Source organism: Xanthobacter aminoxidans, assembly GCF_043193615.1.
Classification (GTDB): Bacteria; Pseudomonadota; Alphaproteobacteria; order Rhizobiales; family Xanthobacteraceae; genus Xanthobacter; species Xanthobacter aminoxidans.
Window position 1 is genome coordinate 605,046 of the sequence record NZ_JBAFUS010000001.1, and the last position, 22,305, is coordinate 627,350.

At 68.4% G+C, this 22,305-nt stretch carries 21 protein-coding genes; 9 read left to right on the plus strand and 12 right to left on the minus strand.

Translation table 11 applies throughout. The features are described from left to right. Positions 1 to 40: 40 nt before the first annotated feature. Positions 41 to 2,194, minus strand: coding sequence for a hydantoinase/oxoprolinase family protein (locus tag V5F74_RS02705; protein ID WP_250166606.1), 2,154 nt, complete (start codon positions 2,192 to 2,194; stop codon positions 41 to 43). Positions 2,195 to 2,511: 317 nt separating this feature from the next. Here V5F74_RS02705 and V5F74_RS02710 point away from each other — a divergent pair, with 317 nt between their 5' ends. Both V5F74_RS02710 and V5F74_RS02715 read left to right on the plus strand, forming a co-directional pair. Further along, a complete protein-coding gene (locus V5F74_RS02710) occupies positions 2,512 to 4,512 on the plus strand; it encodes a sigma-54-dependent Fis family transcriptional regulator (RefSeq protein WP_394006139.1) in 2,001 nt (666 codons plus the stop codon). A 95-nt stretch (positions 4,513 to 4,607) separates the two neighbouring features. Further along, a complete protein-coding gene (locus V5F74_RS02715) occupies positions 4,608 to 5,159 on the plus strand; it encodes a glutathione peroxidase (RefSeq protein ID WP_394006141.1) in 552 nt (183 codons plus the stop codon). 38 nt (positions 5,160 to 5,197) lie between these two features. On the opposite strand, the gene V5F74_RS02720 is transcribed toward V5F74_RS02715, so the two are convergent. Further along, positions 5,198 to 6,139 carry an ornithine cyclodeaminase family protein gene (locus tag V5F74_RS02720; RefSeq protein WP_394006143.1) on the minus strand — a complete coding sequence of 314 codons (942 nt, stop codon included), beginning with the start codon at positions 6,137 to 6,139 and terminating at the stop codon, positions 5,198 to 5,200. A gap of 196 nt (positions 6,140 to 6,335) precedes the next feature. Here V5F74_RS02720 and V5F74_RS02725 point away from each other — a divergent pair, with 196 nt between their 5' ends. The 3 genes from V5F74_RS02725 (at position 6,336) to ligD (ending at position 10,353) form a co-directional block, all read left to right on the plus strand. Then, positions 6,336 to 6,620: a hypothetical protein gene (locus tag V5F74_RS02725; protein WP_029558011.1), complete on the plus strand. Its 285-nt coding sequence runs from the start codon at positions 6,336 to 6,338 to the stop codon at positions 6,618 to 6,620. Between the two features lie 235 nt (positions 6,621 to 6,855). Beyond that, the gene (gene ku / locus V5F74_RS02730) at positions 6,856 to 7,761 is read left to right on the plus strand and encodes a non-homologous end joining protein Ku (RefSeq protein WP_394006146.1); all 906 of its coding nucleotides are present in this window, start codon (positions 6,856 to 6,858) and stop codon (positions 7,759 to 7,761) included. Between the two features lie 3 nt (positions 7,762 to 7,764). Further along, on the plus strand, positions 7,765 to 10,353 hold the full coding sequence (ligD, locus tag V5F74_RS02735) for a DNA ligase D (RefSeq protein WP_394006147.1): 2,589 nt from the start codon (positions 7,765 to 7,767) through the stop codon (positions 10,351 to 10,353). Between the two features lie 12 nt (positions 10,354 to 10,365). On the opposite strand, the gene ku (V5F74_RS02740) is transcribed toward ligD, so the two are convergent. The 3 genes from ku (V5F74_RS02740) to V5F74_RS02750 are packed head-to-tail and all read right to left on the minus strand — an operon-like array spanning position 10,366 to position 11,588. Continuing rightward, positions 10,366 to 11,166 (minus strand): non-homologous end joining protein Ku, encoded by an 801-nt coding sequence (gene ku / locus V5F74_RS02740; protein ID WP_394006148.1) that lies wholly within the window; start codon positions 11,164 to 11,166, stop codon positions 10,366 to 10,368. Between the two features lie 14 nt (positions 11,167 to 11,180). Then, entirely contained in the window at positions 11,181 to 11,369 is a 189-nt protein-coding gene (locus V5F74_RS02745; protein WP_029559111.1) for a DUF3008 family protein, read from the minus strand. A gap of 12 nt (positions 11,370 to 11,381) precedes the next feature. Further along, the gene (locus V5F74_RS02750; protein ID WP_051679165.1) at positions 11,382 to 11,588 is read right to left on the minus strand and encodes a DUF2934 domain-containing protein; all 207 of its coding nucleotides are present in this window, start codon (positions 11,586 to 11,588) and stop codon (positions 11,382 to 11,384) included. Between the two features lie 139 nt (positions 11,589 to 11,727). Between V5F74_RS02750 and amaB the strand changes: the two genes are divergently transcribed. Together amaB and eda are read left to right on the plus strand one after the other, a co-directional pair. After that, positions 11,728 to 13,260, plus strand: coding sequence for an L-piperidine-6-carboxylate dehydrogenase (gene amaB / locus V5F74_RS02755; protein WP_029558008.1), 1,533 nt, complete (start codon positions 11,728 to 11,730; stop codon positions 13,258 to 13,260). A 65-nt stretch (positions 13,261 to 13,325) separates the two neighbouring features. Further along, positions 13,326 to 13,973 (plus strand): bifunctional 4-hydroxy-2-oxoglutarate aldolase/2-dehydro-3-deoxy-phosphogluconate aldolase, encoded by a 648-nt coding sequence (gene eda / locus V5F74_RS02760; protein WP_394006149.1) that lies wholly within the window; start codon positions 13,326 to 13,328, stop codon positions 13,971 to 13,973. Between the two features lie 79 nt (positions 13,974 to 14,052). On the opposite strand, the gene accC is transcribed toward eda, so the two are convergent. The 5 genes from accC to V5F74_RS02785 form a co-directional block, all read right to left on the minus strand. Beyond that, a complete protein-coding gene (gene accC, locus V5F74_RS02765; RefSeq protein ID WP_029558006.1) occupies positions 14,053 to 15,411 on the minus strand; it encodes an acetyl-CoA carboxylase biotin carboxylase subunit in 1,359 nt (452 codons plus the stop codon). A gap of 70 nt (positions 15,412 to 15,481) precedes the next feature. Beyond that, on the minus strand, positions 15,482 to 15,961 hold the full coding sequence (gene accB / locus V5F74_RS02770) for an acetyl-CoA carboxylase biotin carboxyl carrier protein (RefSeq protein WP_024279587.1): 480 nt from the start codon (positions 15,959 to 15,961) through the stop codon (positions 15,482 to 15,484). Between the two features lie 51 nt (positions 15,962 to 16,012). Continuing rightward, positions 16,013 to 16,453, minus strand: a complete 441-nt coding sequence (aroQ, locus tag V5F74_RS02775) for a type II 3-dehydroquinate dehydratase (protein ID WP_024279588.1) — start codon at positions 16,451 to 16,453, stop codon at positions 16,013 to 16,015. Between the two features lie 143 nt (positions 16,454 to 16,596). Then, positions 16,597 to 17,397 (minus strand): DsbA family protein, encoded by an 801-nt coding sequence (locus V5F74_RS02780; RefSeq protein WP_394006151.1) that lies wholly within the window; start codon positions 17,395 to 17,397, stop codon positions 16,597 to 16,599. A gap of 35 nt (positions 17,398 to 17,432) precedes the next feature. Further along, positions 17,433 to 18,875: a M48 family metalloprotease gene (locus V5F74_RS02785; protein ID WP_029558004.1), complete on the minus strand. Its 1,443-nt coding sequence runs from the start codon at positions 18,873 to 18,875 to the stop codon at positions 17,433 to 17,435. A gap of 259 nt (positions 18,876 to 19,134) precedes the next feature. On the opposite strand from V5F74_RS02785, the gene V5F74_RS02790 reads away from it, so the two are divergent. Both V5F74_RS02790 and aat read left to right on the plus strand, forming a co-directional pair. Continuing rightward, complete coding sequence (locus V5F74_RS02790; protein WP_029558003.1) at positions 19,135 to 20,304, plus strand: pyridoxal phosphate-dependent aminotransferase; 1,170 nt, start codon at positions 19,135 to 19,137, stop codon at positions 20,302 to 20,304. 114 nt (positions 20,305 to 20,418) lie between these two features. Beyond that, on the plus strand, positions 20,419 to 21,090 hold the full coding sequence (gene aat / locus V5F74_RS02795) for a leucyl/phenylalanyl-tRNA--protein transferase (RefSeq protein ID WP_029558002.1): 672 nt from the start codon (positions 20,419 to 20,421) through the stop codon (positions 21,088 to 21,090). Here the strand turns inward: aat and V5F74_RS02800 are convergent. Together V5F74_RS02800 and V5F74_RS02805 are read right to left on the minus strand one after the other, a co-directional pair. After that, complete coding sequence (locus V5F74_RS02800; protein WP_051679163.1) at positions 21,027 to 21,698, minus strand: DUF2155 domain-containing protein; 672 nt, start codon at positions 21,696 to 21,698, stop codon at positions 21,027 to 21,029. The genes aat and V5F74_RS02800 overlap by 64 nt on opposite strands. 160 nt (positions 21,699 to 21,858) lie before the next feature. Continuing rightward, the gene (locus V5F74_RS02805) at positions 21,859 to 22,269 is read right to left on the minus strand and encodes an NADH:ubiquinone oxidoreductase subunit NDUFA12 (protein WP_024279594.1); all 411 of its coding nucleotides are present in this window, start codon (positions 22,267 to 22,269) and stop codon (positions 21,859 to 21,861) included. Between the last annotated feature and the right edge of the window lie 36 nt (positions 22,270 to 22,305).

A 22,305-nucleotide genomic window follows, 5' to 3' on the forward strand; every position in this document is an offset into this window, starting at 1 on the left:
TCTCCCGGTGCGGGAGAGGGGGCATGACGGAGTCCTGCCCTCACACCTCCTTCAGGTGGAAGAGGCGATGCCCGTCGAGCCAGGTCTCGAAACCGTCGGGCACCACGAACGTGGTGGCGTCGGACTCGATGATGGCGGGGCCCATGACGCGGTTGCCGGGGCGCAGGGATTCCATCTTGTAGAGCTGCGCATCCACCCACTTCTTCTTGCGATAGAACTTGCGGGTGCCGATCTTTGCTTCGTCCGGCGGGGTCTCGCCCTCTTCCGGCTCCTTGGGGATGCGGGGCTTCGGGATCGGCACCATGCCGCGCATGATGGCGCCGGTGACCGAGTAGCCCAGCTCCGGCGAGCGGGCGGACGCCGCATAGACGCGGCCGTAAGTGGCGTTGAAGGCGTCGGTGAGCTGGTCCCAGTCAGCCGCCGTGCCGGCGGTGGCGATGGGGCTCTCGATCTCCAGGTCGTTGAGCTGCCCGCGATACTGCATGCGGTAGCCGGGCTGGAGCGTCACCTGATCGGCCGAATAGCCGTTCAGCTTGAACTCTTCCAGCACGTTGCGGGTCAGCTCCTCCCACGCCGCCTGAAGGGTTTCAGCCGCCTTCACCTTGTCCGCCTCCGGGGCGTCCGGCGGCATGTTGATGTCGAGGGACTTGTCGTAGCGATACTCGAAGTCAGCCGCCGCGCAGCCGAAGGCGGAGAAGCCGGCCGCCCAGGCGGGCACGATCACATCCTCGAAGCCGAGGCCTTCCGTATAGCCATAGGTGTGCACCGGTCCGGCGCCGCCGTAGGAGAAGCAGACGAAGCTCTGGGGCGAATAGCCCTTGCCCGAGATCATGGAGCGCAGGTAATCGCGCAGATCGGAATCCAGCAGCTCGATGATGCCGGCGGCCGCATCTTCCACTGAGAGGCCGAGCTTGTCGGCGATCTGCACCTTGATGGCATCCACCGAGCGCTGCCGGTCGAGCTTCACCGCGCCGCCGAGGAAGTTGTCGGGGTTGAGATAGCCAAGCACCATGTGGCAGTCGGAGATGGTGACGGTCTCGATGCCGCTCTCCTTCCAGCACACGCCCACCCGGTAGCCGGCCGAATCCGGGCCGAGCTTGATGGCGCGGGTGTAGGGATCGAGCCGGATGAAGGAGCCGGCGCCGGCGCCCACCGAATCCATCGCCACCAGCGGCAGGGACAGCACGAGCCGGGCCATGTCCGGGTCGTTCTTGATGGTCATCTCGCCCTGGGTGATGAGCGCCACGTCGAACGAGGTGCCGCCGATGTCCGAGCAGGCGATGTTCTTGTAGCCCAGCACCTCGCCGAGATATTTCGCGCCGATCACGCCGCCGATGGGGCCGGAGACGATGGTGCGGGCCAGCTCCTTCGCCTTCCAGGAGATGGTGCCGCCATGGGTCGCCATCACGCGGAAGTCGAACTTGGTGCCGCGCTCCTTGAAGGCGTTGGAGATCTTGGAGAGCGTCTGGCGCGAGGGCTCGGCGGCGTAGCCTTCGAGGATGGTGGTGTTGGTGCGGTGGGTTTCCTTACGCACCGGATAGTAATCGGCGGAAGCGAAGACCGGGATCTTCTTGCCGCTCTTCTCCACTTCCTCGATCACGATGTCACGCACGCGGCGCTCGTTCACCGGGTTCTTGTAGGAGTGCATCAGGGAGATGACGATGCCTTCCACATCCTCCGCGATCAGCTCGCGCGCCGCCTCGCGGGCGCTCGCCTCGCGCAGGGGGATCACCTCACTGCCCATCATGTCTGTCCGCTCGATGACGCCGCGGGTGAGCTGGCGGGGCACGAGCGGCGGGTCGTAGCGGTGGGTGTTGAGGTGGATGCGGTCCTCATAGGCATAGCCGAGGTGGCTCTGCACCGCGCGGCCCATGCGGTGGAAATCCTCCATGCCGCGATTGACGATGAGGCCGCATTTGAGCCCCTTGCGCTGGACCACGCGATTGAGCATCGCGGTGCCGGAATAGACGCCGGTCTGAAGCTGGGCGAGCGCGTCGTGGAGCGACATGCCCCAGTTGGCGAGCCCGTCCTCAGAGGAGGCGATGAGGCCGAGGGCCTCGTTCTGCGGCGTGGACTGGGCCTTGCCGACGACGAAGTCGCCGTCCTGGTCCACGAAGAAGGTGTCCGTCATGGTGCCGCCGGCATCGATGCCGAGCACCTGGACGCTGCGCAGGTTTCCCACGGGAACGTTCACGCTGGTTTCCTCCCTGTCGTGCCGGCGTTGGCTTTTCGGTGCCGGCTCGCAGCATGAGGGGCAGGATGCGTGCCATCCGCGCTCGACTGTATAAATGCGAGGATTCTCCTGATCTTTGTGCAATGCGTCATGTAATCTGGAAGTCTTCGACTGTCCGATTTCCGGACACTTGTTGTCCGCCGCCGGATCGTTTCAGACGACGACTGCCGCGGGGCGGCCGGCCGGACTTGCGAGCGACGTGAAAGTGCGCGTATTCTCCCGCCAAAGCCGCCGCCGCCGGCCTCGATGCCGGCGGTCAGAACGCGGCATTTCAGGGAGTGAACCCGCCTGCGGGCACCTCGGCCACCGGCCAAGGCGGCCTGCCGGCCAATGGCTCAGGCGGCGCGACCACGGGAACGCCGCGCCGCCCGGCCTGGAGGGCAGAGCTGGTGCCACATCGCGAGATCGCGCGTGCCTGGGAACAGTTTCACCAGGACGGCGCCGCCTCCGCCGTCATCCGCCCGGCGGTGATGGCGTCGTGGCAGCGCTCCCGCCTTCATCTCATCGCCGCCGACCGCGCGGCCGCCCCCGTGGTCAGCGAGGCGGAGCTGTTCCGCCGCCGCCACCAGAACAACCGCCTCGTCACCGCCGCGCGCCTCGCCATGGAAGAGGCGCGCCACCTGCTCTCCGACGCCCATTCCATGCTCATCCTCTCCGACCCCGACGGCACCATCCTCGAGGCGGAGGGGGACGCGCGGGCCCTCGACACCGGGCAGGAGGTGAAGCTCCAGCAGGGCGGCCTGTGGTGCGAGGCCGAGATCGGCACCAACGCCATCGGCACCGCGCTTGCCTGCGGGCGACCGGTGCAGATCCACGCCGCCGAGCATTTCTGCGCCCCGGTGCAGCGCTGGACCTGCGCGGCGGCGCCGGTGCGCCATCCCTTCGACCGGGAGATCATCGGGGCGGTGGACATCTCGGGCTCCACCGACACCTTCAACCCGCAGAACCTCGCCCATGCGGTGGCCCTCGCCCACCAGATCGAGGCGGTGCTGGGCCGGCGCATGGAGATGGAGCACGAGCAGGTGCTGCGCCATTTCCTCTCCAAGCGCTCGCTCTGGCTCACCGAGGAAATCCTCGCCTTCGGCCGCTCCGGCGCGCTGATCTATTCCACCGACCGCGCCCTGAAGGAGGCGGCGCGCCGCTCGGATCGCCTCATCGCCGACGGCCGCCTCACCGCCCTGAAGGACGTGACGCCCGACGCCTGGGCCGCCCGCATCGCCCAGTTACTCCCCGGCGCCAGCGTGGAGATCGTGCGGGAGGATGGCGAGGAGATCGGCGGCGTGGTGGTCCTCCACGCCGCGCGGCGTCCGAAGCCTTCACCGCGTGATCCGCAACGGGAGCTGGAGCCGCTGTCGTTCGATGCCATCATCGGCGAGAGCGCGATCATCGAGGAGGTGAAGGCCAAGGCCCGCCGCATGGCGGAGAGCGGCCTGCCCATCCTGCTGGAAGGGGAGACCGGGGTCGGCAAGGAGGTGTTCGCCCGCGCCATCCACGGCGTGCGCGCGCCCGTCGGCCCCTTCGTGCCGCTCAATTGCGGCGGCCTGCCGCGCGATCTCATCGCCAGCGAGCTATTCGGCTACGAGAAGGGCGCCTTCACCGGCGCCGACGCCGCCGGCAAGCAGGGCAAGGTGGAGGCGGCGGACGGCGGCCTCCTCTGCCTCGACGAGATCGGCGAGATGCCGCTGGAGCTGCAATCCTACCTGCTGCGCGTGCTGGAGGACGGCGTGGTCTATCGCGTCGGCGGCCACACCGGGCGACGGGTGGATCTGCGCCTCGTCTCCATGACCAACCGCGACCTCACCGGCGAGGTGGCGGCGGGGCGGTTCCGCAAGGACCTGTTCTATCGCATCGCCGCCCTGCGCCTGCGCATTCCTCCGCTGCGCGAGCGGGGCGACGACGTGCTGCTGCTGCTCGATCACATCGGCCGCAGCGCCGCCGCCCGCGCCGGCCTTCCCGCCCCGCGCTTCACGGATGCCGCCCGCGCGGCGCTCGCGGCCTATGCCTGGCCGGGCAATGTGCGCGAGCTGCGCAACGTGGTGGAGATGCTCATTGCCATGGGCAGCGCCGACACGCCCATCGATGTCGCCGATCTGCCGCCGGAAATCGCCACCGCCGCTGCGGCCGCGCCCCCCGCGACGGACCTTCGCACCGTGGAGGAAGCCGCCATCCGCGCCGCCGTGGACGCCTGCGGCGGCAACCTCACCCGCGCCGCCCGCCGCCTCGGCATCGCCCGCTCGACGCTCTACATGCGCCTCGCCGCGCTGGAGCGCGACGCCTGACCACCTGACGCTGGGTGATCTGCGCAGGTAACGGGGGGCGTGCTAGCCTGCGCGCCGACGCAACGCATCGACGCAACACATCCCTGCAGGCCCCCATGTCCCAGACACTGTTCGACATCCCCCTGAAACGCATCGACGGCACGCCGACGACGCTCGGCGATTTCAGGGGCGAGGTGCTCCTGGTGGTCAACGTCGCCTCCAAATGCGGGCTCACCCCGCAATATGCGGCGCTGGAAAAGCTGTATGAGGCGCGCCACGGCGAGGGGCTCGAAATCCTCGGCTTCCCCGCCAATGATTTCGCCGGTCAGGAGCCCGGCACCGAAAGCGAGATCGCCAGCTTTTGCAGCCTGACCTATGGCGTCACCTTCCCCATGTTCGAAAAGATCTCGGTGACGGGCGCCAACCGTCACCCGCTCTATGACGCGCTGGTGGCGGCCGAGCCCGAGGCCGAGGGCGCGGAGGCCATGCGCGCGCTCCTGTCGAGCCGCGGCCGCGCCGCCCCCGCCACGTCCGACGTGATCTGGAACTTCGAGAAGTTCGTGGTGGGCCGCGACGGCCGCGTCGTCGCCCGCTTCGCGCCAAACGTGGCACCCGACGATAAGCGCGTCATTGACGCGCTCGACGCCGCGCTGTCGGCCACCGCCTGAACTCCAGCCCGGCGCAACGAGCGGGGGAGCAGGGCCCCCTACCCCCGCCGTCCCGCCACCAGTTCCGCCGCCACCAGATCCTCGATGGCCGCGCCCACGGACTTGAACAGGGTGATGGCCTTAGGGGCCGTGCGCCCCTCCTTCGTGCCGCCGCACAGCTCGTAGAGGTCCGCCTTCACCTGATCGGTGGACCACACGCCCGCCGCCACCGGCAGCAGCAGGTCGCCGGCCTCGCCGAGGGCGCCGGCATAGGTGTCCACATAGACATCGCTGGCGCGGATGAGAGCGTCGTCGCTCTCGCGCATGGTGGGGGTGAAGGCGCCCACGAGGTCCACATGGGTGCCGGGCTTCACGTCCTGCCCGAGCACCAGCGGATCGTCGGAGGTGGTGGCGCTGGTGACGATATCGGCGGCGGCGACGGCGGCGGACAGGTCGCTCACCGGCTCCGCCGGCAGGCCCAGCGCCGCGAGATCGGCGGCCATGGCGGCGGCGCGGGCGGGCGCGCGGCCCCACACCAGAACGCGGCGGATGGGCCGCACGGCGCAATGGCCCTGCGCCAGCTGGAAGGCGAGATTGCCGGTGCCCACCACGGTGAGCGTCTCGCTGTCCATGCGCGAGAGGAAGGTGGAGGCCAGCGCCGAGGTCGCCGCCGTGCGCCGGTTGGTGAGCGCATCGGCCTCGATGATGGCGGTGGGGATGCCGGTGGAGCCATCGAACAGGGCATAGACGCCGTGCACCGCGCCGAGCCCGCGCGCGCCGTTGGTGGGGAACACGTTCACCAGCTTGACGCCGAACACCGCGCCCGGCCGCCACGCCGGCATGGTGAGCAGCCGGCCGGGCGTCTCGTCATTGCCCACATGGTGGACGCCGCGCACCGGCGATTCCACCTCGGCCGCAGCGAAGGCCGCCCGCAGCGCCGGCACCAGACGCTCATAGGTCAGCGCCGCCTCGACCTCGCTTGCATCGTAGAACGCGACCATCCCGCATCTCCTTCCGGAAACCTCTTCTACAGCATGGGCCGCCAGACGCCGCAACGGCGCAAAAACACGGGGCTCCGCCGCAACGGAGCAAAAACAAGGGTCTCCGCCGCAACGGCGCCAAATCAAAGGCCTCCACCGCAACGGCGCGGAACCAAAGGGCGGCGCGGCCACTTGGTTCTGCAAAGGAGACTTGACCATGCACCACGATGGCGCGAGCCGCGGACCCGTCCGCCATTTTTTCCACGAGGCCGGCAGCTTCTTCCACGCGCCGCCGGGCTCCGAGCCCATCCTCGAATGGCGCGCGCAGGCGCCGGGCACCGAGGTGCTGGTCTGCGACGGCATGCCCGTCGCCCGCCTCGACTGCCATGACCGCCGCTGGACGTGGCGCGTGCTGGACGACGCCTCCGCCCCCATCCGCGCGGGGTCCGAGGCCGAGGCGCGGCTGCTGGCGCGCTTCTACGCGCGGCGGCTGCATGGGTGATGTCGGGGATCGCCCGTAGCGCCCCCTCTCCCCTTGCGGGAGAGGGTTGGGGTGAGGGGTATGGCGCCACGAGAGCGGCGAACGGGACAAGGGGACAGGCTGCCCCCTCACCCCCGGCCCCTCTCCCACAAGGGGAGAGGGAAGACCCGAGCACCGAGCGCATTTTCCCTTGCCCGCGCCCCCGCGCGGGTGTGCTCTGAGCGGCGTTGAGAGAAAGCCTGCAACGAGGGGCGAGATGGCGCCACGGGCGAGCTGGAAAGGGTTTCTCACAGTCGGCGCGCTGAGCTGCGCCGTCGGCCTCTATGCGGCCGCCTCCACCTCCGAGCGCATCAGCCTGCACATGGTGAGCCGCAAGAGCGGCCATCGCCTGCGCCGGCAATATGTGGACGAGGAAACCGGCCAGCCGGTCGAGACCGACGATCAGGTGCGCGGCTACGAGGTCTCCAAGGGCGAGTACGTGACCATCGCGCCGGAGGAGGCGGCGGCCGTGCTGCCGGACAACGACAAGACCATCTCCATCGACGCTTTCCTGCCGTGCGACGGCATCGACACGGTGTATCTGGACCGCCCCTATTTCCTCGCCCCCGTGGATGAAGCCGCCGCCGAGGTGTTCGACCTTTTGAGGCGCGGGATGGCGGCGCAGAAGGTGGCGGCGCTGGGCGAGGCGCTGCTGTTCCGCCGCGTGCGCAAGCTGCTCATCCGCCCCGCCGGGGAAGGCGGAGCGCTCCTCGCCTCCACCCTATCGTTCGACTACGAGGTGCGCCCGGCGGAAGAAGCCTTCGCCGATGTGCCTGACGTGAAGATCACCGGCGAGATGCGGGAGCTGGCCACCCACATCATCAAGACCAAGGCTGGCACCTTCGATCCCGACGCTTATCAGGACCGCTACGAAACCGCTCTCTCCGAGCTGGTGCGCGCCAAGATGGAAGGCAAGCCCTTGCCCAAGGCGGCGCCGCGCAAGGAAGAGAAGGTGGTGGACCTGCTCGCCGCCCTGCGCGCCAGCGCCAAAGCCTCGGGTGGCGCGAGCGGGAAGGCTTCCGGCGGCATCAGCAAGAAAGCGCCTGCTAAAGCCAAGGCCACCGGGAAGGCCTCCTCCAAGAAGCCCGCGCCGGCCCGCAAATCCACCCGCAAGGCGGGCTGACCTATGGCCGACCTCGACCGCTACCGCGCCAAGCGCGACTTCGCCTCCACCCCCGAGCCCTCCGGCGCCGGTCGCCGGAAAGCGAAGGGCGAGGTCGCGCGGCCGGAAGGCTCGTTCGTCATCCAGAAACATGCGGCGCGGCGTCTGCACTATGATTTCCGGCTGGAGATGGACGGCGTGCTGAAGAGCTGGGCCGTCACCCGCGGCCCCAGCCTCGTGCCCGGCGAGAAGCGCCTCGCCGTGCATGTGGAGGACCATCCCCTCGACTACGGCGGCTTCGAGGGCACCATCCCCAAGGGCCAGTATGGCGGCGGCAACGTCATCATCTGGGATCGCGGCACCTGGACCCCCATCGGCGACCCGCACAAGGCCTATGCCAAGGGCCACATGGAATTCACCCTCGACGGCGAAAAGCTTCACGGCCGCTGGCATCTGGTGCGCATGGCGCCCCGCAAGGGGGAGACGAAGGAGAACTGGCTCCTCATCAAGGCCGAGGATGAATTCGCCCGGCCGGACGGCGCGCCGGACATATTGGAGGAAGAGCCCCTCTCCGTCGTCTCCGGCCGCGACGTGGACGCGCTTTCGGCCGATGACCCGCCGCAAAAGAAGCGGGCCGCGAAGTCCGGGATGAGTGCGAAGAAAGCCGCGCGAAAACCCACCGCGGCGAAGTCCCCCGCGCAGCCCGCCGACGATCCCCCGCCCGATGGTGCGAAGGGCACCAGCGGCACCCCCCTCCCCCTGCCCAAGGGGGCGAAGGCCGCCCCCCTCCCCACCTTCGTGCCCCCCGCCCTCGCCACTCTGGCGACGAAGGCGCCGGCCGGCACGCGCTACCTCCACGAGATCAAGTTCGACGGCTATCGCATCCAGGCGCGGGTCGAAAACGGGAAGGTGCGGCTGCTGACGCGCACCGGACTCGACTGGACTGACAGATTCGGCACTGGCATCCCTGCCGAACTCCACCGATTCCCCATCCGAACCGCGCTTTTCGACGGTGAAATCGTCGTGGAATCCGGCAATGGCGCAAGCGATTTCTCCGCCCTTCAGGCCGATCTTTCGGAGGGGCGCAGCGACCGTTTCGTCTATTACGTCTTCGATCTTCTCCACCTCGACGGCCACGACCTGACGCCCCTTCCCCTCAAGGATCGCAAGGAGTTGCTGGAAAAACTGGTGGGACAGGAGGGGGACAAGGTGCGCTACAGCGCCCATTTCGAGGACGACGGCGCCCTCGTCCTCTCCCACGCCTGCCGCCTGAGCCTGGAAGGGGTGGTCTCCAAGCTGAAAACCGCCCCCTATCACAGCGGCCGGACGCGCGACTGGATCAAGTCCAAGTGCCTGGAACGACAGGAGTTTGTGGTGGGTGGCTTCGTCCCCTCCACCACCTCGCGCACCGCCATCGGCTCGCTGATGCTGGGGGTGTTCGAGGACGGCAAGCTGCGCTACGTGGGGCGGGTCGGAACCGGCTTCACCCAGCGGGTCGCAGCCGATCTTCATAAGCTATTAGCCTCTGAAAAGACTGATGTTTCCCCCTTCTCCGGCAAGCTCACCGCCGAGGAGGCGCGGGGCGTCGTCTTTGTGAAGCCGCTCCATGTGGCGGAGGTGGAGTTCGGCGCCTGGACCGGCGACGGTCACCTCCGCCACGCCGCCTTCCGCGGCTTGCGGGAGGACAAGCCGGCCACCGAGATCGTGCGGGAAAGTCCTTCTGAAACAAAGGCTTCCGATCCGGACACGCCGAAGCGCCGGGTGCGCCTCACCCACCCGGACCGGGTCTATTGGCCCGATGTCGGCCTCACCAAGGAGGGGCTGGCGGACTATTATGCGCAGGTCTGGCGCCATATGGCCCCCTTCGTCACCGGCCGCCCGCTCGCGCTGGTGCGCTGCCCGGAAGGCATTGACGGTCAACACTTTTTCCAGAAGCACCCGTGGAAGGGACTGGACAAGAACATCCTTCAGGTCCCCGATCCCAAGGCGAAGGACGAAGCCCCCTACCTCGCCATCCGCGACCTCGACGGCCTGACCGCCCTGGTCCAGGGTGCGGCCCTGGAGATCCACCCCTTCGGTGCCACGCTGGCGGACTGGGAGCGGCCCGACCTCCTCACCATGGACCTCGATCCGGGGGACGACGTGCCGTGGCAGCACGTGATTTCCGCCGCCGAGGAGGTGAGGCAAAGGCTTGAGAAAAAAGGCCTTTTCGCCTTCGTGAAGACCTCCGGCGGCAAGGGCCTGCACGTCTGCGCACCGCTCTCGCCCAAGGCGGACTGGCCCCGGCTGAAGGTCTTCACAAAGCAGATGGCGGAGGAGATGGCGGCGGACGGCCCGGAGCGTTTCGTCGCCACCATCACCAAGTCGAAACGTAAGGGCCGGATTCTTATCGATTATTTGCGCAACCAACGCGGTGCGACGGCGGTGGCGCCTTATTCCACACGGGCGCGGCCGGGGGCGCCGGTGTCCATGCCGCTGGCATGGGACGAGCTGGGCGAGGCCATCGGCCCGCAGCACTTCAACGTGGGCAATGCCTTAGCAAGACTGATGAATCTCGGTCACGACCCGTGGGGAGACTTCCGCGCCGCAGCGGTGCCGCTGCCGGGCGCGTGAGGCGGGCGCGCCCTATTTGCGCTTGCCCTTCTCCGCCGAAAGGCTCCGGCGCAGCGCATCCATGATGCTGACCACATTGCCCCCCGCCGGCTCCTCCGCCGCGGCCTTGGCCGCCTTCTTCGCCGGGCGTTTCTTGCGCTTGGAGGCGATGAGATCGATGAGCCCTTCCTGCACGGGATCGTGCACCATCTCGGGCTCAAACGACTGCGTTCGCTCGGAAATCAGCTTCTTGACCAGACCCAGCGCCGCCTTGTCCGGCGCCTCCTCGGCCTCCGGTGCACCATCGAAATGGCGCACCTCGTCGCCGTAGCGCAGGGTCCACAGAATGAGCCCACGGTTGCGCGGCTCCAGCATCACGCCCCGCTCGCGGCGATACATGACAAGGCGCGAGAGCGCGGCCGTCTTCGTCTCCTCCATGGCGGATCGGATGACCGCGAAGGCTTCCGTGCCCACCTCGTCGTCGGGCACGAGATAGTGCGGCTTGTCCAGATAGACCCAGCCGATACTGTCCCGCGGCACGAAGCTCTCGATGTCGATGGTGCGGGTGGACTCCAGCGCGACATCGTCGAGTTCTTCATCCTCGACAAGGACATAGCTGTCGTCGCCTGTCTGGTAGCCGCGCGCTTCGTCGTCTTCAGAAACCGGCTTGCCGGAGAATTCGTCCACATAGCGGGAGACGATGCGGTTGCCCGTCGCCCGGTTCAGGGTGTGGAAGCGCACCTTCTCCCGCTCGGAGGTGGCCGGCGTCATGGCCACCCGGCAGGTGACGAGGGAGAGCTTCAGATAGCCCTTCCAGAAGGCCCGCGGCGCCATGGCCGGCTCACCGCTCAATCGTGGGAGACATGAGCGGGCTTGCCCTTCTGCTTGGTCGCGGCGAGGTCATGAAGCTCCTTCTCGCTCATGGAGTCCACCATCTCGCGGGAGGCGCCCTTGAGCGAGGATTTCTTGCGCTCGCCCCGCTTGGCGGAGAGGGCGGCGCCAGCCGCCATCTGCTGGGCCTTTGATTTTGCAGGCATAAAAAGCCTCCGTCAGTAGGAACGCCGGCCTTTCAGGATTTCCAGCTCCGCCCGCTCCCAGTATTCCCGGTCGCGGCCTTGGGGGCAGCCGTCCTCCCGCCAAAGCGCATGGGCGCGCCAGCGGATGCGGTCGCGTTCGGTGTCGGAGAGGCCTTGCAGCGCGTTGGCCGCATGAGCGGGATCGGTGCCGATGGATTCGGGGTTGGTGGCGTGGGGCATTTTGGTTCCTCCGCGCAAGTTGAAGGGCGCGCTTCGACGCGCGCCTCGCCCCCTCGGCTGAAACCCCCGGCCGCGCCCAATGGTTCCCGCCGGCCGAGAGGACGGCTAGAACAGGGCAAATCAGAACGAGGAGACGACCATGGCGCGCTTTCCCGGCACCGGCGAGATCGAAGCGGATGCAGATGCCCTGCTGGCGCGCCTCGGCATCCCGGATGACCGCCTCAAGGGCGGACGCGAGGCGGTGACGCCGCTGACCGGGGAAATCATCGCCCGCATCACGGAGATGGACGCCCCAGCGGTTCAGGACGCCATCGGCCGCGCCCATGAAGCCTTCCTCCAATGGCGCATGGTGCCGGCACCGCGGCGCGGCGAACTCGTGCGCCTGTTCAGCGAGGAGCTGCGCGCCGCCAAGGCCGACCTTGCGGCGCTGGTGACGCTGGAGGCCGGCAAGATCACCTCCGAGGGCCTCGGCGAGGTGCAGGAGATGATCGACATCTGCGATTTCGCCGTCGGCCTCTCCCGCCAGCTCCACGGCCTCACCATCGCCACCGAGCGGCCGGACCACCGGATGATGGAGACGTGGCACCCCATGGGGGTGGTCGGCGTCATCTCCGCCTTCAACTTTCCGGTCGCGGTGTGGGCGTGGAATGCCGCGCTGGCCCTCGTGTGCGGCAATTCCGTCGTGTGGAAGCCGTCTGAGAAGACGCCGCTCACCGCCCTCGCTGTGGACGCCATCTTCGCCCGTGCCGCCGCCCGCTTCGGCGGCGTGCCGGAAGGACTTTCGACGCTGGTGCTCGGCGGGCGCGCCGCTGGCGAGGCGCTGGTGGACGACGGGCGGGTGCCGGTCATCTCCGCCACCGGCTCCACCGCCATGGGCCGCCATGTGGGACCACGGGTGGCGCAGCGCTTCGGGCGGTCGATCCTGGAGCTGGGCGGCAACAATGCCGCCATCGTCTGCCCCTCGGCCGACCTCGATCTGACACTGCGCGCCGTCGCGTTCGCAGCCATGGGTACCGCTGGCCAGCGCTGCACCACCCTGCGCCGGCTGATGGTGCACGACAGCGTCTACGACGTTCTGCTGCCCCGCCTGAAGTCGGCCTATGCCTCCGTGAGCGTCGGCGATCCGCGCGAGGAGGGCACGCTGGTGGGTCCGCTCATCGATGCCGGCGCGTTCGAGGCCATGCAGGTGGCGCTGGAGGCGGCGCGCGCCGCTGGCGGCACCGTGATCGGCGGCGAGCGGCTCGGGGCCGAGTTCGCCCTCGATGCCTATTATGTCCGTCCGGCGCTGGTGGAGATGCCTGCCCAGACGGACAGTGTGGCAGCGGAGACCTTCGCGCCCATCCTCTACGTGCTGCGCTATTCGGACCTTGCCGACGCCATCCGCCTCAACAACGAGGTGCCGCAGGGCCTCGCCTCCGCCATCTTCACCGCCGACCTGCGGGAGGCGGAGCGGTTCCTCTCGGCGGCAGGCTCGGATTGCGGCATAGCCAATGTGAACATCGGCCCCTCCGGCGCTGAGATCGGTGGCGCGTTCGGCGGCGAGAAGGAGACCGGCGGCGGGCGCGAGGCGGGCTCCGACAGCTGGAAGGCCTACATGCGCCGCGCCACCAACACCATCAATTACGGCGACCGCCTGCCGCTGGCCCAAGGCGTGACCTTCGACGTGGGATGACCAGAGCGATTGGGGCTCGACACGACGGCAGGACTCCGCTTCAAACGATTTAACGGAGATACCTCATGAGCCTTCCGAGCCCCCTTCCCTTCGTCGCCAAGGCCCCGGTGGTGCCGGTCGTGGTCATCGAACGCCTGGAAGACGCCGTTCCCCTCGCCCGTGCGCTCGTGGAAGGCGGCCTGCCGCTGATCGAGGTGACGCTGCGCACGCCGGTGGCGATGGAAGCCCTGCGTCTGATCGCGGCCGAGGTGGAGGGCGCCATTGCCGGCGCCGGAACCGTCACCAATCGCGCGCAGATCGAGGCGACCATCAAGGCCGGCGCCACCTTCCTCGTCAGCCCCGGCACGACGCCGGAACTTGCCGCCGCCTTCACCGAGGCGCCAATCCCGGTCATGGCCGGCTGCGCCACGGCCTCCGAGGCCATGCGGCTGGCGGAATTGGGCTTCGAGGTGCTGAAGTTCTTCCCGGCGGAGGCGTCGGGCGGCGCGGCCTTCCTGAAGTCCATCGCCGGTCCCCTGCCCCACCTGCGCTTCTGCCCGACCGGTGGTATCGGCCCGGCGAACGCGGGCGACTATCTCTCCCTGCCCAACGTGGTGGCGGTGGGCGGCTCCTGGGTGGTGCCGACCGACGCCATCCGCGCCGGCAACTTCGACAAGGTGCGGGAACTCGCGGCGGCAGCTTCCCAGCTCAAGCGGGCGGCCAAGTTCGCCTGACCGGGACGCACCTGTCCAAAAGCAAAAGCCCGGCACTTGGCCGGGCTTTTTCGTCTGCTGAGGCTCAGTTCGCCTTGCCTCAGACGATGTTCTTGCCTTCGCCCTCGGCGAGGAAGTGCTCCAGCCAGTGGATGTCGTACTGGCCCTCGGCGACGTCGCGGGTGCGCACCAGCGTGCGGAACAGCGGCAGCGTCGTGTCGATGCCGTCCACCACGAACTCGTCCAGCGCACGGCGCAGGCGGCGCAGGCACTCGTCCCGCGTCTTGCCGTGAACGATGAGCTTGCCCACGAGGCTGTCGTAGGTGGGGGGAATGACGTAGCCCTGATAGGCGTTGGAATCGACGCGGATGCCGAGGCCGCCGGGCACGTGATAGTGCGTGATCTTGCCGGGCGACGGGCGGAAGGTGGTCGGGTGCTCCGCGTTCACGCGGCACTCGATGGCATGGCCCTCGATCACCACATCCTTCTGCGTCAGGGTCAGCGGCTCGCCCGCGGCGACGCGGATCTGCTCGTTGATGAGATCGATGCCCGTGACCATCTCCGTCACCGGATGCTCCACCTGGATGCGGGTGTTCATCTCGATGAAGTAGAAGTTCCCGTTCTCGTACAGGAACTCGATGGTGCCGACGCCGATATAGCCGAGCTTGCGCATGGCCGCGGCGCAGGTCTCGCCGATCTCGGCCCGCTGGGCGGCGGTGATGACCGGGGACGGCGCTTCTTCCCACACCTTCTGATGGCGGCGCTGGAGCGAGCAGTCGCGCTCGCCGAGATGGATGGCGTGGCCCTTGCCGTCGCCCAGCACCTGCACCTCGATGTGGCGCGGGGTGGAGAGATACTTCTCGAGATAGACGGCATCGTCGCCAAAGGCCGCCTTGGCCTCCGTGCGGGCCGTGGAGAGGGCCTGCGACAGGTCGTCGGCGGTCATCGCCACCTTCATGCCGCGCCCGCCGCCGCCGGCAGCCGCCTTCACCAGAACCGGGAAGCCGATCTCGGCCGCGACGCGGTGGGCTTCCTCGTCCGAATGGATGCCGCCATCGGAGCCGGGCACCACGGGGATGCCGAGGGCCTGGGCCGTCTTCTTGGCCTCGATCTTGTCGCCCATGATGCGGATGTGCTCCGCCTTGGGGCCGATGAAGTGGATGTTGTGATCGGCAAGGATCTCGGCGAAGCGGGCGTTCTCGGCGAGGAAGCCGTAGCCCGGATGCACCGCATCCGCCCCGGTGATCTCGCAGGCGGCGAGCAGCGAGGGGATGTTGAGATAGCTCTCCCGGGCCGGCGGCGGGCCGATGCACACGCTCTCATCCGCGAGGCGCACATGCATGGCGTCGGCGTCGGCGGTGGAGTGTACCGCCACCGTCGCGATGCCCAGCTCCTTGCAGGCGCGCAGGATGCGCAGCGCGATCTCGCCGCGGTTGGCGATGAGGATTTTTCTGAACATCAGCGGTGCGTACCTTGTAGGTGCCTGCCTCGTGGGTCTCTGCCGGTGTGTGCGTGCCTCGCGGGCGCGCTCATTCGATGATGAGCAGGGGCTCGCCGTATTCCACCGGCTGCGCGTTGCCCACGAGGATGCGCGTGACGGTACCGGACCGCGGCGCGGGAATGGCGTTCATGGTCTTCATCGCCTCGACGATGAGCACGGTCTGCCCCTCGCGCACGCTGGTGCCCACCTCGATGAAGGGGGGCGCACCGGGCTCGGCGGCGAGATAGGCGGTGCCCACCATGGGGGAGGCAACGACGCCGGGATGCTTGGAGAGGTCCGCCGGGGCCTCGGCCGCGACAGCCGGGGCAACCGCCGCGACGGGCGCGCCAGCCGGATAGGGCGCCGCGTAGGGGGCACCCTGGGCGATGGTAACCGAGGCGGGCGCGCGCACCACGCGGATGCGCAGGCCCTCGTGCTCCACCTCGATCTCGGTCAGGTCGCTGCCCGAGAGGAGATCGGCGATCTCCTTGACGATGGCGGTGTCGATGGGAGGGTTGGAGGGCTTCATGATGTTCCTGGCTCTGGCTGGCCGTCGGGCCGCGCGAGGGCGTTGGGGGATCTAAGGGGTCTGCGGCAGGCCGGCGATGGCGCGCAGGCCCAGCACATAGCTCTGGGGTCCGAAGCCGCAGATCACTCCGCGGACGACGGGCGACAGGTAGGAATGGTGGCGGAAGTCTTCCCGCGCGAACACGTTGGACAGATGGACCTCAATGGTCGGCACCCCCACCGCGGACACCGCGTCGCGCAGCGCGACGGAGGTGTGGGTGTAGGCAGCGGCATTGAGGACGATCCCCCGCGCTCCACGGGCCGCCTGGATGAAATCCACCAGCGCGCCTTCCGAATTGGTCTGGCGGAAGACGATGTCAAAGCCCAGCGCCTCGCCCTCGGCCCGGCACAGCGCCTCGACATCGGCAAGCGTCGCCGCGCCATAGATGCCGGGCTCGCGGGTTCCGAGCAGGTTGAGGTTGGGCCCGTTCAGGACGTGGACAGTGTCTGTCATCCGTGCGTGATCTGCCACCGGCCTCCTGTCGGCCGGGTCGCAGCCTTATAGGGGTGCGCGCGCCCGATGGAAAGAGCGCCCGCGGGACGGTCTGCCATGTGAAGGTTAGACCGAGTCCGCGGGCATCGGGCGGGTTGCCCCTCTTATTTCGCCGCCGGCTGCTTGCTGCGGGCGGTGGCGATGGCGGCCTTCAGCTTGTCGAAGCCGACGGCGCCGATGACCACCTGATCGCCGACCACATAGGACGGCGTGCCGTTCAGCGACAGCGCCTCGGCGATCTTCATGCTCTCGTCGAGGGTCGCGTTCAGCTCGGGCGAGGTGGACTGCTTCTGGATCAGCGCGGGGTCGATGCCGACCTCCTTGGCCGCCGCCAGCGCCTTGGCGCGATCGGCCTGGCCACGGCCGCCGAGCAGGGCCTGATGGAAGGCCATGTACCTCTCGGGGGCAACCATGCGCACGGCCACGGCCACCTGCGCCGCCTCCACCGAGCCCTGGCCGAGGACCGGGAATTCCTTCAGCACCACGCGCAGCTTCGGATCCTGCTTGATGAGGTCCTGAAGGTCCGACAGCGCCTTTTTGCAATAGCCGCAATTGTAGTCGAAGAACTCGACCAACGTGACGTCACCCTGCGGGTTGCCGGCGACGATGCCGCGCGGGCTGGACAGGAGGAGCGGCTTCAGCTCGGCGACCGCCTTGCTGCGCTGGGTCGCATCGGCCACCATCTGCCGGCTTTCCAGCACGGAGATGGCCTCCTGGAGGACTTCCGGATTCTGGATCAGATACTCGCGGATGATGCCGCCGAGTTCCTTCTTCTCCTCGTCCGTGAAGGCCGCGGCCGGGCTGGCGGCGAGGAAGAAGGCCGGTACGGCAGCCAACGCCAGCGCGGAGAGGCGGGCGGCGAGGTGCCGGAAACCGGTGCGGGCCAGGCCCGTGGGGGAGAACATGCGGGGCTCCTTGGGTGAAAAGCTGTCTTTTGGCATCAGCGCTGGTTTGCGGCAGATGCGGGCGGTTTGAAATTCACGAGATCGTCGGCCTTGAGCCAGCCGGGTGACCCCTGCGGAAACTTAGTCCGGGCACGGGCCGCGAGTTCCCGGCCGAGCTTGAAGTCACCGGAGGCGAAATAGGACTGCGCCGAGGCCAGGTCTGCATTGGCAATGTCGCCGGTGCGGCCGTAGGCGAGCGCGAGGGACCGCCAGGCCGAGGGCGAATTGGGATCGCGCTGCGTCGCCTGGATCAGCTCCCGGATCGCCTCCTGGGTGTTCGCCTGATTGCCCGACTGCACGAGCGCCTGCCCGAGCATCGCCCGGATGAGCGGCGCGCCGTTGGTCATCTGCACGGCCTTGCGCAGCGGACCGACCGCATCGCTCGCCCGTCCCGCCTCCAGCAGCGCCTGGCCTTTCAGCTCCTGGAAATAGGGATTCGAGGGCTCCTTGGCGATCAGCGCATCGATCTGACGGATGGACGAATCGACGTTGCCAAAACGGTAGGCCGAGATGGCGCGCGCATACTGCGCCGCCATGGAGGTATCTGACGGCGGGTAGCGCCGCACCACGGCCTCCGGCCGCTCCATGAAGCCGATGAGCTTCGCCCGCATCATGTCGTGACGCGCCTGCAGGGCCGGCGGGTCCTTGACGTTGTAGTAGGGGCTGGACTTGGCGAGCTGTTCCAGCGCGCCGATACGCTCGCGGGCCATCGGGTGGCTCAGGACGTAGGGATCGATCCGCTGGCTGATGAAGAGCTGGTCGTTCTGGAAGCGCTCGAACGTCTCCAGCATGCCCTTGGACGACTGGCCGGTGGCGTTGAGATACTTCACCGCCGACCGGTCGGCGGCCGCCTCCTCGCCGCGCTGGTAGGAGAGCAGCGAGCGGCGGATCATCTCCTGCGGTGCTGATATCGCGGCTGCGCCCACATTGCCCACGTCCCGGCCGTTCATGCCGCTCGCTGCGCCGGCCGCGACACCGCCCGCCGCCAGAAGCATGGCGACGATGGCCATGGTCTGGGCGCCGGCCAGTTGCTCGCGCATGCGGGCGAGGTGGCCGCCGGCGATATGGCCGGTCTCGTGGGCGAGCACGCCGATGATCTGGTTGGGCGTCACCGAATCGACGAGGGCGCCCGTGTTCACGAAAATGCGCCGGCCGTCCGCCACGAAGGCATTGAAGGCGCGGCTGGAGATGAGCACCACCTCCACATTCTGCTGCGCGAGGCCTGCGGCCTTCAGGATCGGACGGGTGTAGTCCTTCAGCAGGGCCTCGATCTCGGTGTCCTGAATGGTCTGCGGCGCCGAGCGGGGCGCCTGCTCCTGCGCATGGGCAGCGCCCATCCATGTCGCCTGGAACGGCAGAGCGGTCGCGGCGGCGAGGCAAAGCATGCGTCCGGCGGCACGAAGCCCGTGCCGGGCACGCTTTCCAGTTCCGATCCGCATATCCGCTCGGGTTCGATCCATTCCGTCAACCACCACGCAAGCCGCCATTCACGCAGGGACCACAGCAATATCCGCCTTGGCTCGCTCCGGGGCACAGGCTACGAGACTGCCGGACACTGGCTTTGGCAGATGCCAAGGTCAATCCGCTGGCCTTCACGTTGGGGCGAACCCGCCTCAGGGACAGGCAGAATAAGGCGGCAGCACGGCAACGCGGGCATCTGCGCGGCGCACGCCGCACGAGCGCAACGGAAATTCGACTATGCGGAACGGTCTCCCTCTTCTCTCCCGGCGCAGCGCCGTCGAGCCCTTCATCGTCATGGACGTGATGGAGCACGCCGCCCGGATCGAGGCGCAGGGCGGGCATGTGATCCATCTGGAGGTGGGCCAGCCGGCGGCCCCCGCCCCGCTCGTGGCCCGGCAGGCGGCGGCGGCGGCGCTTGCGGCCGGACAGGTGGGCTATACCGCCGCCCTCGGCATCCCTGCCCTTCGGGCGCGCATCGCCCGCCATTACGCGGAGCGGCACGGCGTCTCGGTCGATCCGGAGCGGATCGTCGTGACCAACGGGTCATCCGGCGGCTTCATCCTCGCCTTTCTCGCGTTGTTCGAGCCGGGGGATCGCGTCGCCATCGCCGCACCGGGTTACCCGCCCTATCGTCACGTCCTGTCCGCGCTCGGCTGCGAGCCGGTGCTGATCGAGACCCGCGCGGAGGACCGCCACGCGCTCACCCCCGAGCGCCTCCTGGAGGCGCATCGCGCCGCGCCGCTCAAGGGCGTTCTGGTGGCGAGCCCCGCCAATCCCACCGGCACCATGATGGACCGGGCCGCCCTGACGGCGCTCCATGCCTGCGCCCGCGACCTCGGCCTCGCCTTCGTCTCCGACGAAATCTACCACGGCCTCGACTATGCCTTCCCGGCCGTGAGCGCGGTGGAGATCGGCGAGGACGTCACCGTCATCAACTCCTTTTCCAAATACTTCTGCATGACCGGCTGGCGCGTCGGCTGGATGGTGGTGCCACCCGGCGTCTCGCGCACCATGGAACGGCTGCAGCAGAACTTCTCCATTTCCGTGCCGACCCTGTCGCAGATCGCCGCCGACGCCGCCTTCGAGGGCCGCGCCGAAATGGATCAGGTGAAGGCGACCTATGTGGAGAACCGCCGCATCCTCACCGAGGGGCTGCCCGCTGCCGGTCTCGGCCGCTTCCTGCCAGCGGATGGCGCCTTCTACCTCTATGCCGACGTCTCCGACTTCACCGACGATTCGGCGGCCTTTGCCCGTAGCCTGCTCGATGCCGCCCATGTGGCGGCGACCCCCGGCGTGGATTTCGACCCGTTCCACGGCCGCCAGTTCCTGCGCTTCTCCTATGCCGGCTCGGGGCCGGACATGGCGGAAGCGGTGCGGCGCATCGGCGACTTCCTCAAGCGGGGTTGACGTCGGCGACCCGCTTGCGCGCCGCGCGTGTCAATGGGTCGCGGGTGCCCAGGGAGACCGCCGGCACGCCGCCGCGCCACACGGCCGCTCGATTTGCTGGTAGGATGACCCGTCATGAGCCGGCCGAACGACCAGATCGTCGAGATCACGCCCGATGTGCTGCTGAAGGCCTATGCCTGCGGCATCTTCCCGATGGCCGAGAGCGCCGATGATCCCGGCCTCTACTGGATCGAGCCCGAGCGGCGCGGCATCATCCCCCTCGACGCCTTCCACGTCTCCTCCCGGCTCGCCCGAACGGTGCGCACGGACAGATTCGAGGTGCGCGTGGACAGCGATTTCGAGGCGGTCATCGACGGCTGCGCCGAGCCGCAGGAAGGTCGCGACAAGACCTGGATCAACGATCCCATCCGCCGCCTCTATGGCGAACTGTTCGCCCGCGGGCGCTGCCACACGGTGGAAGCCTGGCACGACGGGAAACTTGTGGGCGGCCTCTACGGCGTGAGGCTGGGCGGCGCGTTCTTCGGCGAGAGCATGTTCCACCGCGAGCGGGACGCCTCCAAGGTGGCGCTGGTGCATCTGGTGGGGCGGCTGATCGCCGGCGGCTTCCGGCTGCTCGATACGCAGTTCGTCACCAGCCACCTCAAGACCTTCGGGGCGCTCGAGGTGTCGCGGCGGCACTATCACAAGCTGCTGGAGAACGCCCTCGAGGTAGAGGGCGATTTCTACTGCTGGCCCCGGGCGGTGACGGGTGAGGTCGCCTTGCAGCCGATCAGCCACACGTCATAGATCGGGTGCTCCACCGCGTGCAGGCCTGGGCTCGCCGCGAACATCCAGCCGGTGAAGATGCGCTTGGCCTGCCCCTGCAATGTCACCTCGTTCACCTCGGTGAAGGAGGTGGTGTTCTGCGTCTCGGTGGCGGGACGCGTGTAGCAGACGCGCGGCGTCACCTGCAGCGCACCGAACTGGGCTGTCTCGCCGATGGCGATATCGAACGAGGTGATGCGTCCGGTGATCTTGTCGAGGCCGGCATAGACCGCATAAGCGTTGGCGATCTTCTGAGTCGGCGGCTGCACCACCACCACGTCGCCCTCATCCCCGGGAGGCGCGGGCTGCATACCAGCGGGGGGCTGCTGGGCAGCGGCCGGAGGCGGCGGGGGCGCTGGACCGCGCTGGATCGCGGCGGGGGCCGCCGGTCGCTGCGCGGGCGCCGCAGGCGGGGCCGCGATCACCGGAACGCTGTTGGGCACCTGGGGCAGCGGACGCTGGTTGGGAATGGTTCCGGGCGGCGGCAGCGGGGTCTGCTCGATGGTGCCGCGGCTCTGCGCCAGCGCCTGAGGCATCGCGGCGGCGATCAGGCCGGCGGCCAGCAGCGAAACGGAGCAGAGGAAGCGCATCAGTCTGTGAACCCGTGGAATGAAGGCGGCAACGCCGGGAAGCGGGCCGGCCCTTCTCCCCTTCTGACCGCCTGAATCGGGCGGTGGCAAGGCGGCGCGCGGAGGAGGCTTCACAGAAAGGAGACCGTGCAGAAGTACCGCGGGACGCCGAGGCGCCGGCCTATTCTCCGGGCGTCCAGGCCTTGTAGTCGCCGGTGACGCGGGGACGCAGGCCACCGGCCAGCACCGAGCCCTTGGGACGGTAGGCGCCGGGCGTGCCGGTCATGTTGCGGCGGTGCGGCTTCTGCCAGGAGCGGGCGGTATAGGTCTCATCCACCGGCGGCGTATCCACCCGATGATGCATCCAGCCCCACCAACCCGGAGGAATCGTCGAGGCCTCGGCATAGCCGGGATAGATGACCCAGCGGCGCTCGAAACCCAGCGTCGGGTCGATCTTGCCGCCCTTGGTGCGATAGTAGCGATTGCCGAACTCGTCCTCGCCCACGAGCTCGCCGAAGCGCTTCGTCCACCACATGGTGCCGACGGTCTGCTTGTTCCACCAGGTGAAGATGTAGAGCAGAAAATTCTTCACGGCCCGCGCCTCGTTCAAGTCGCGCGGAACATGCCA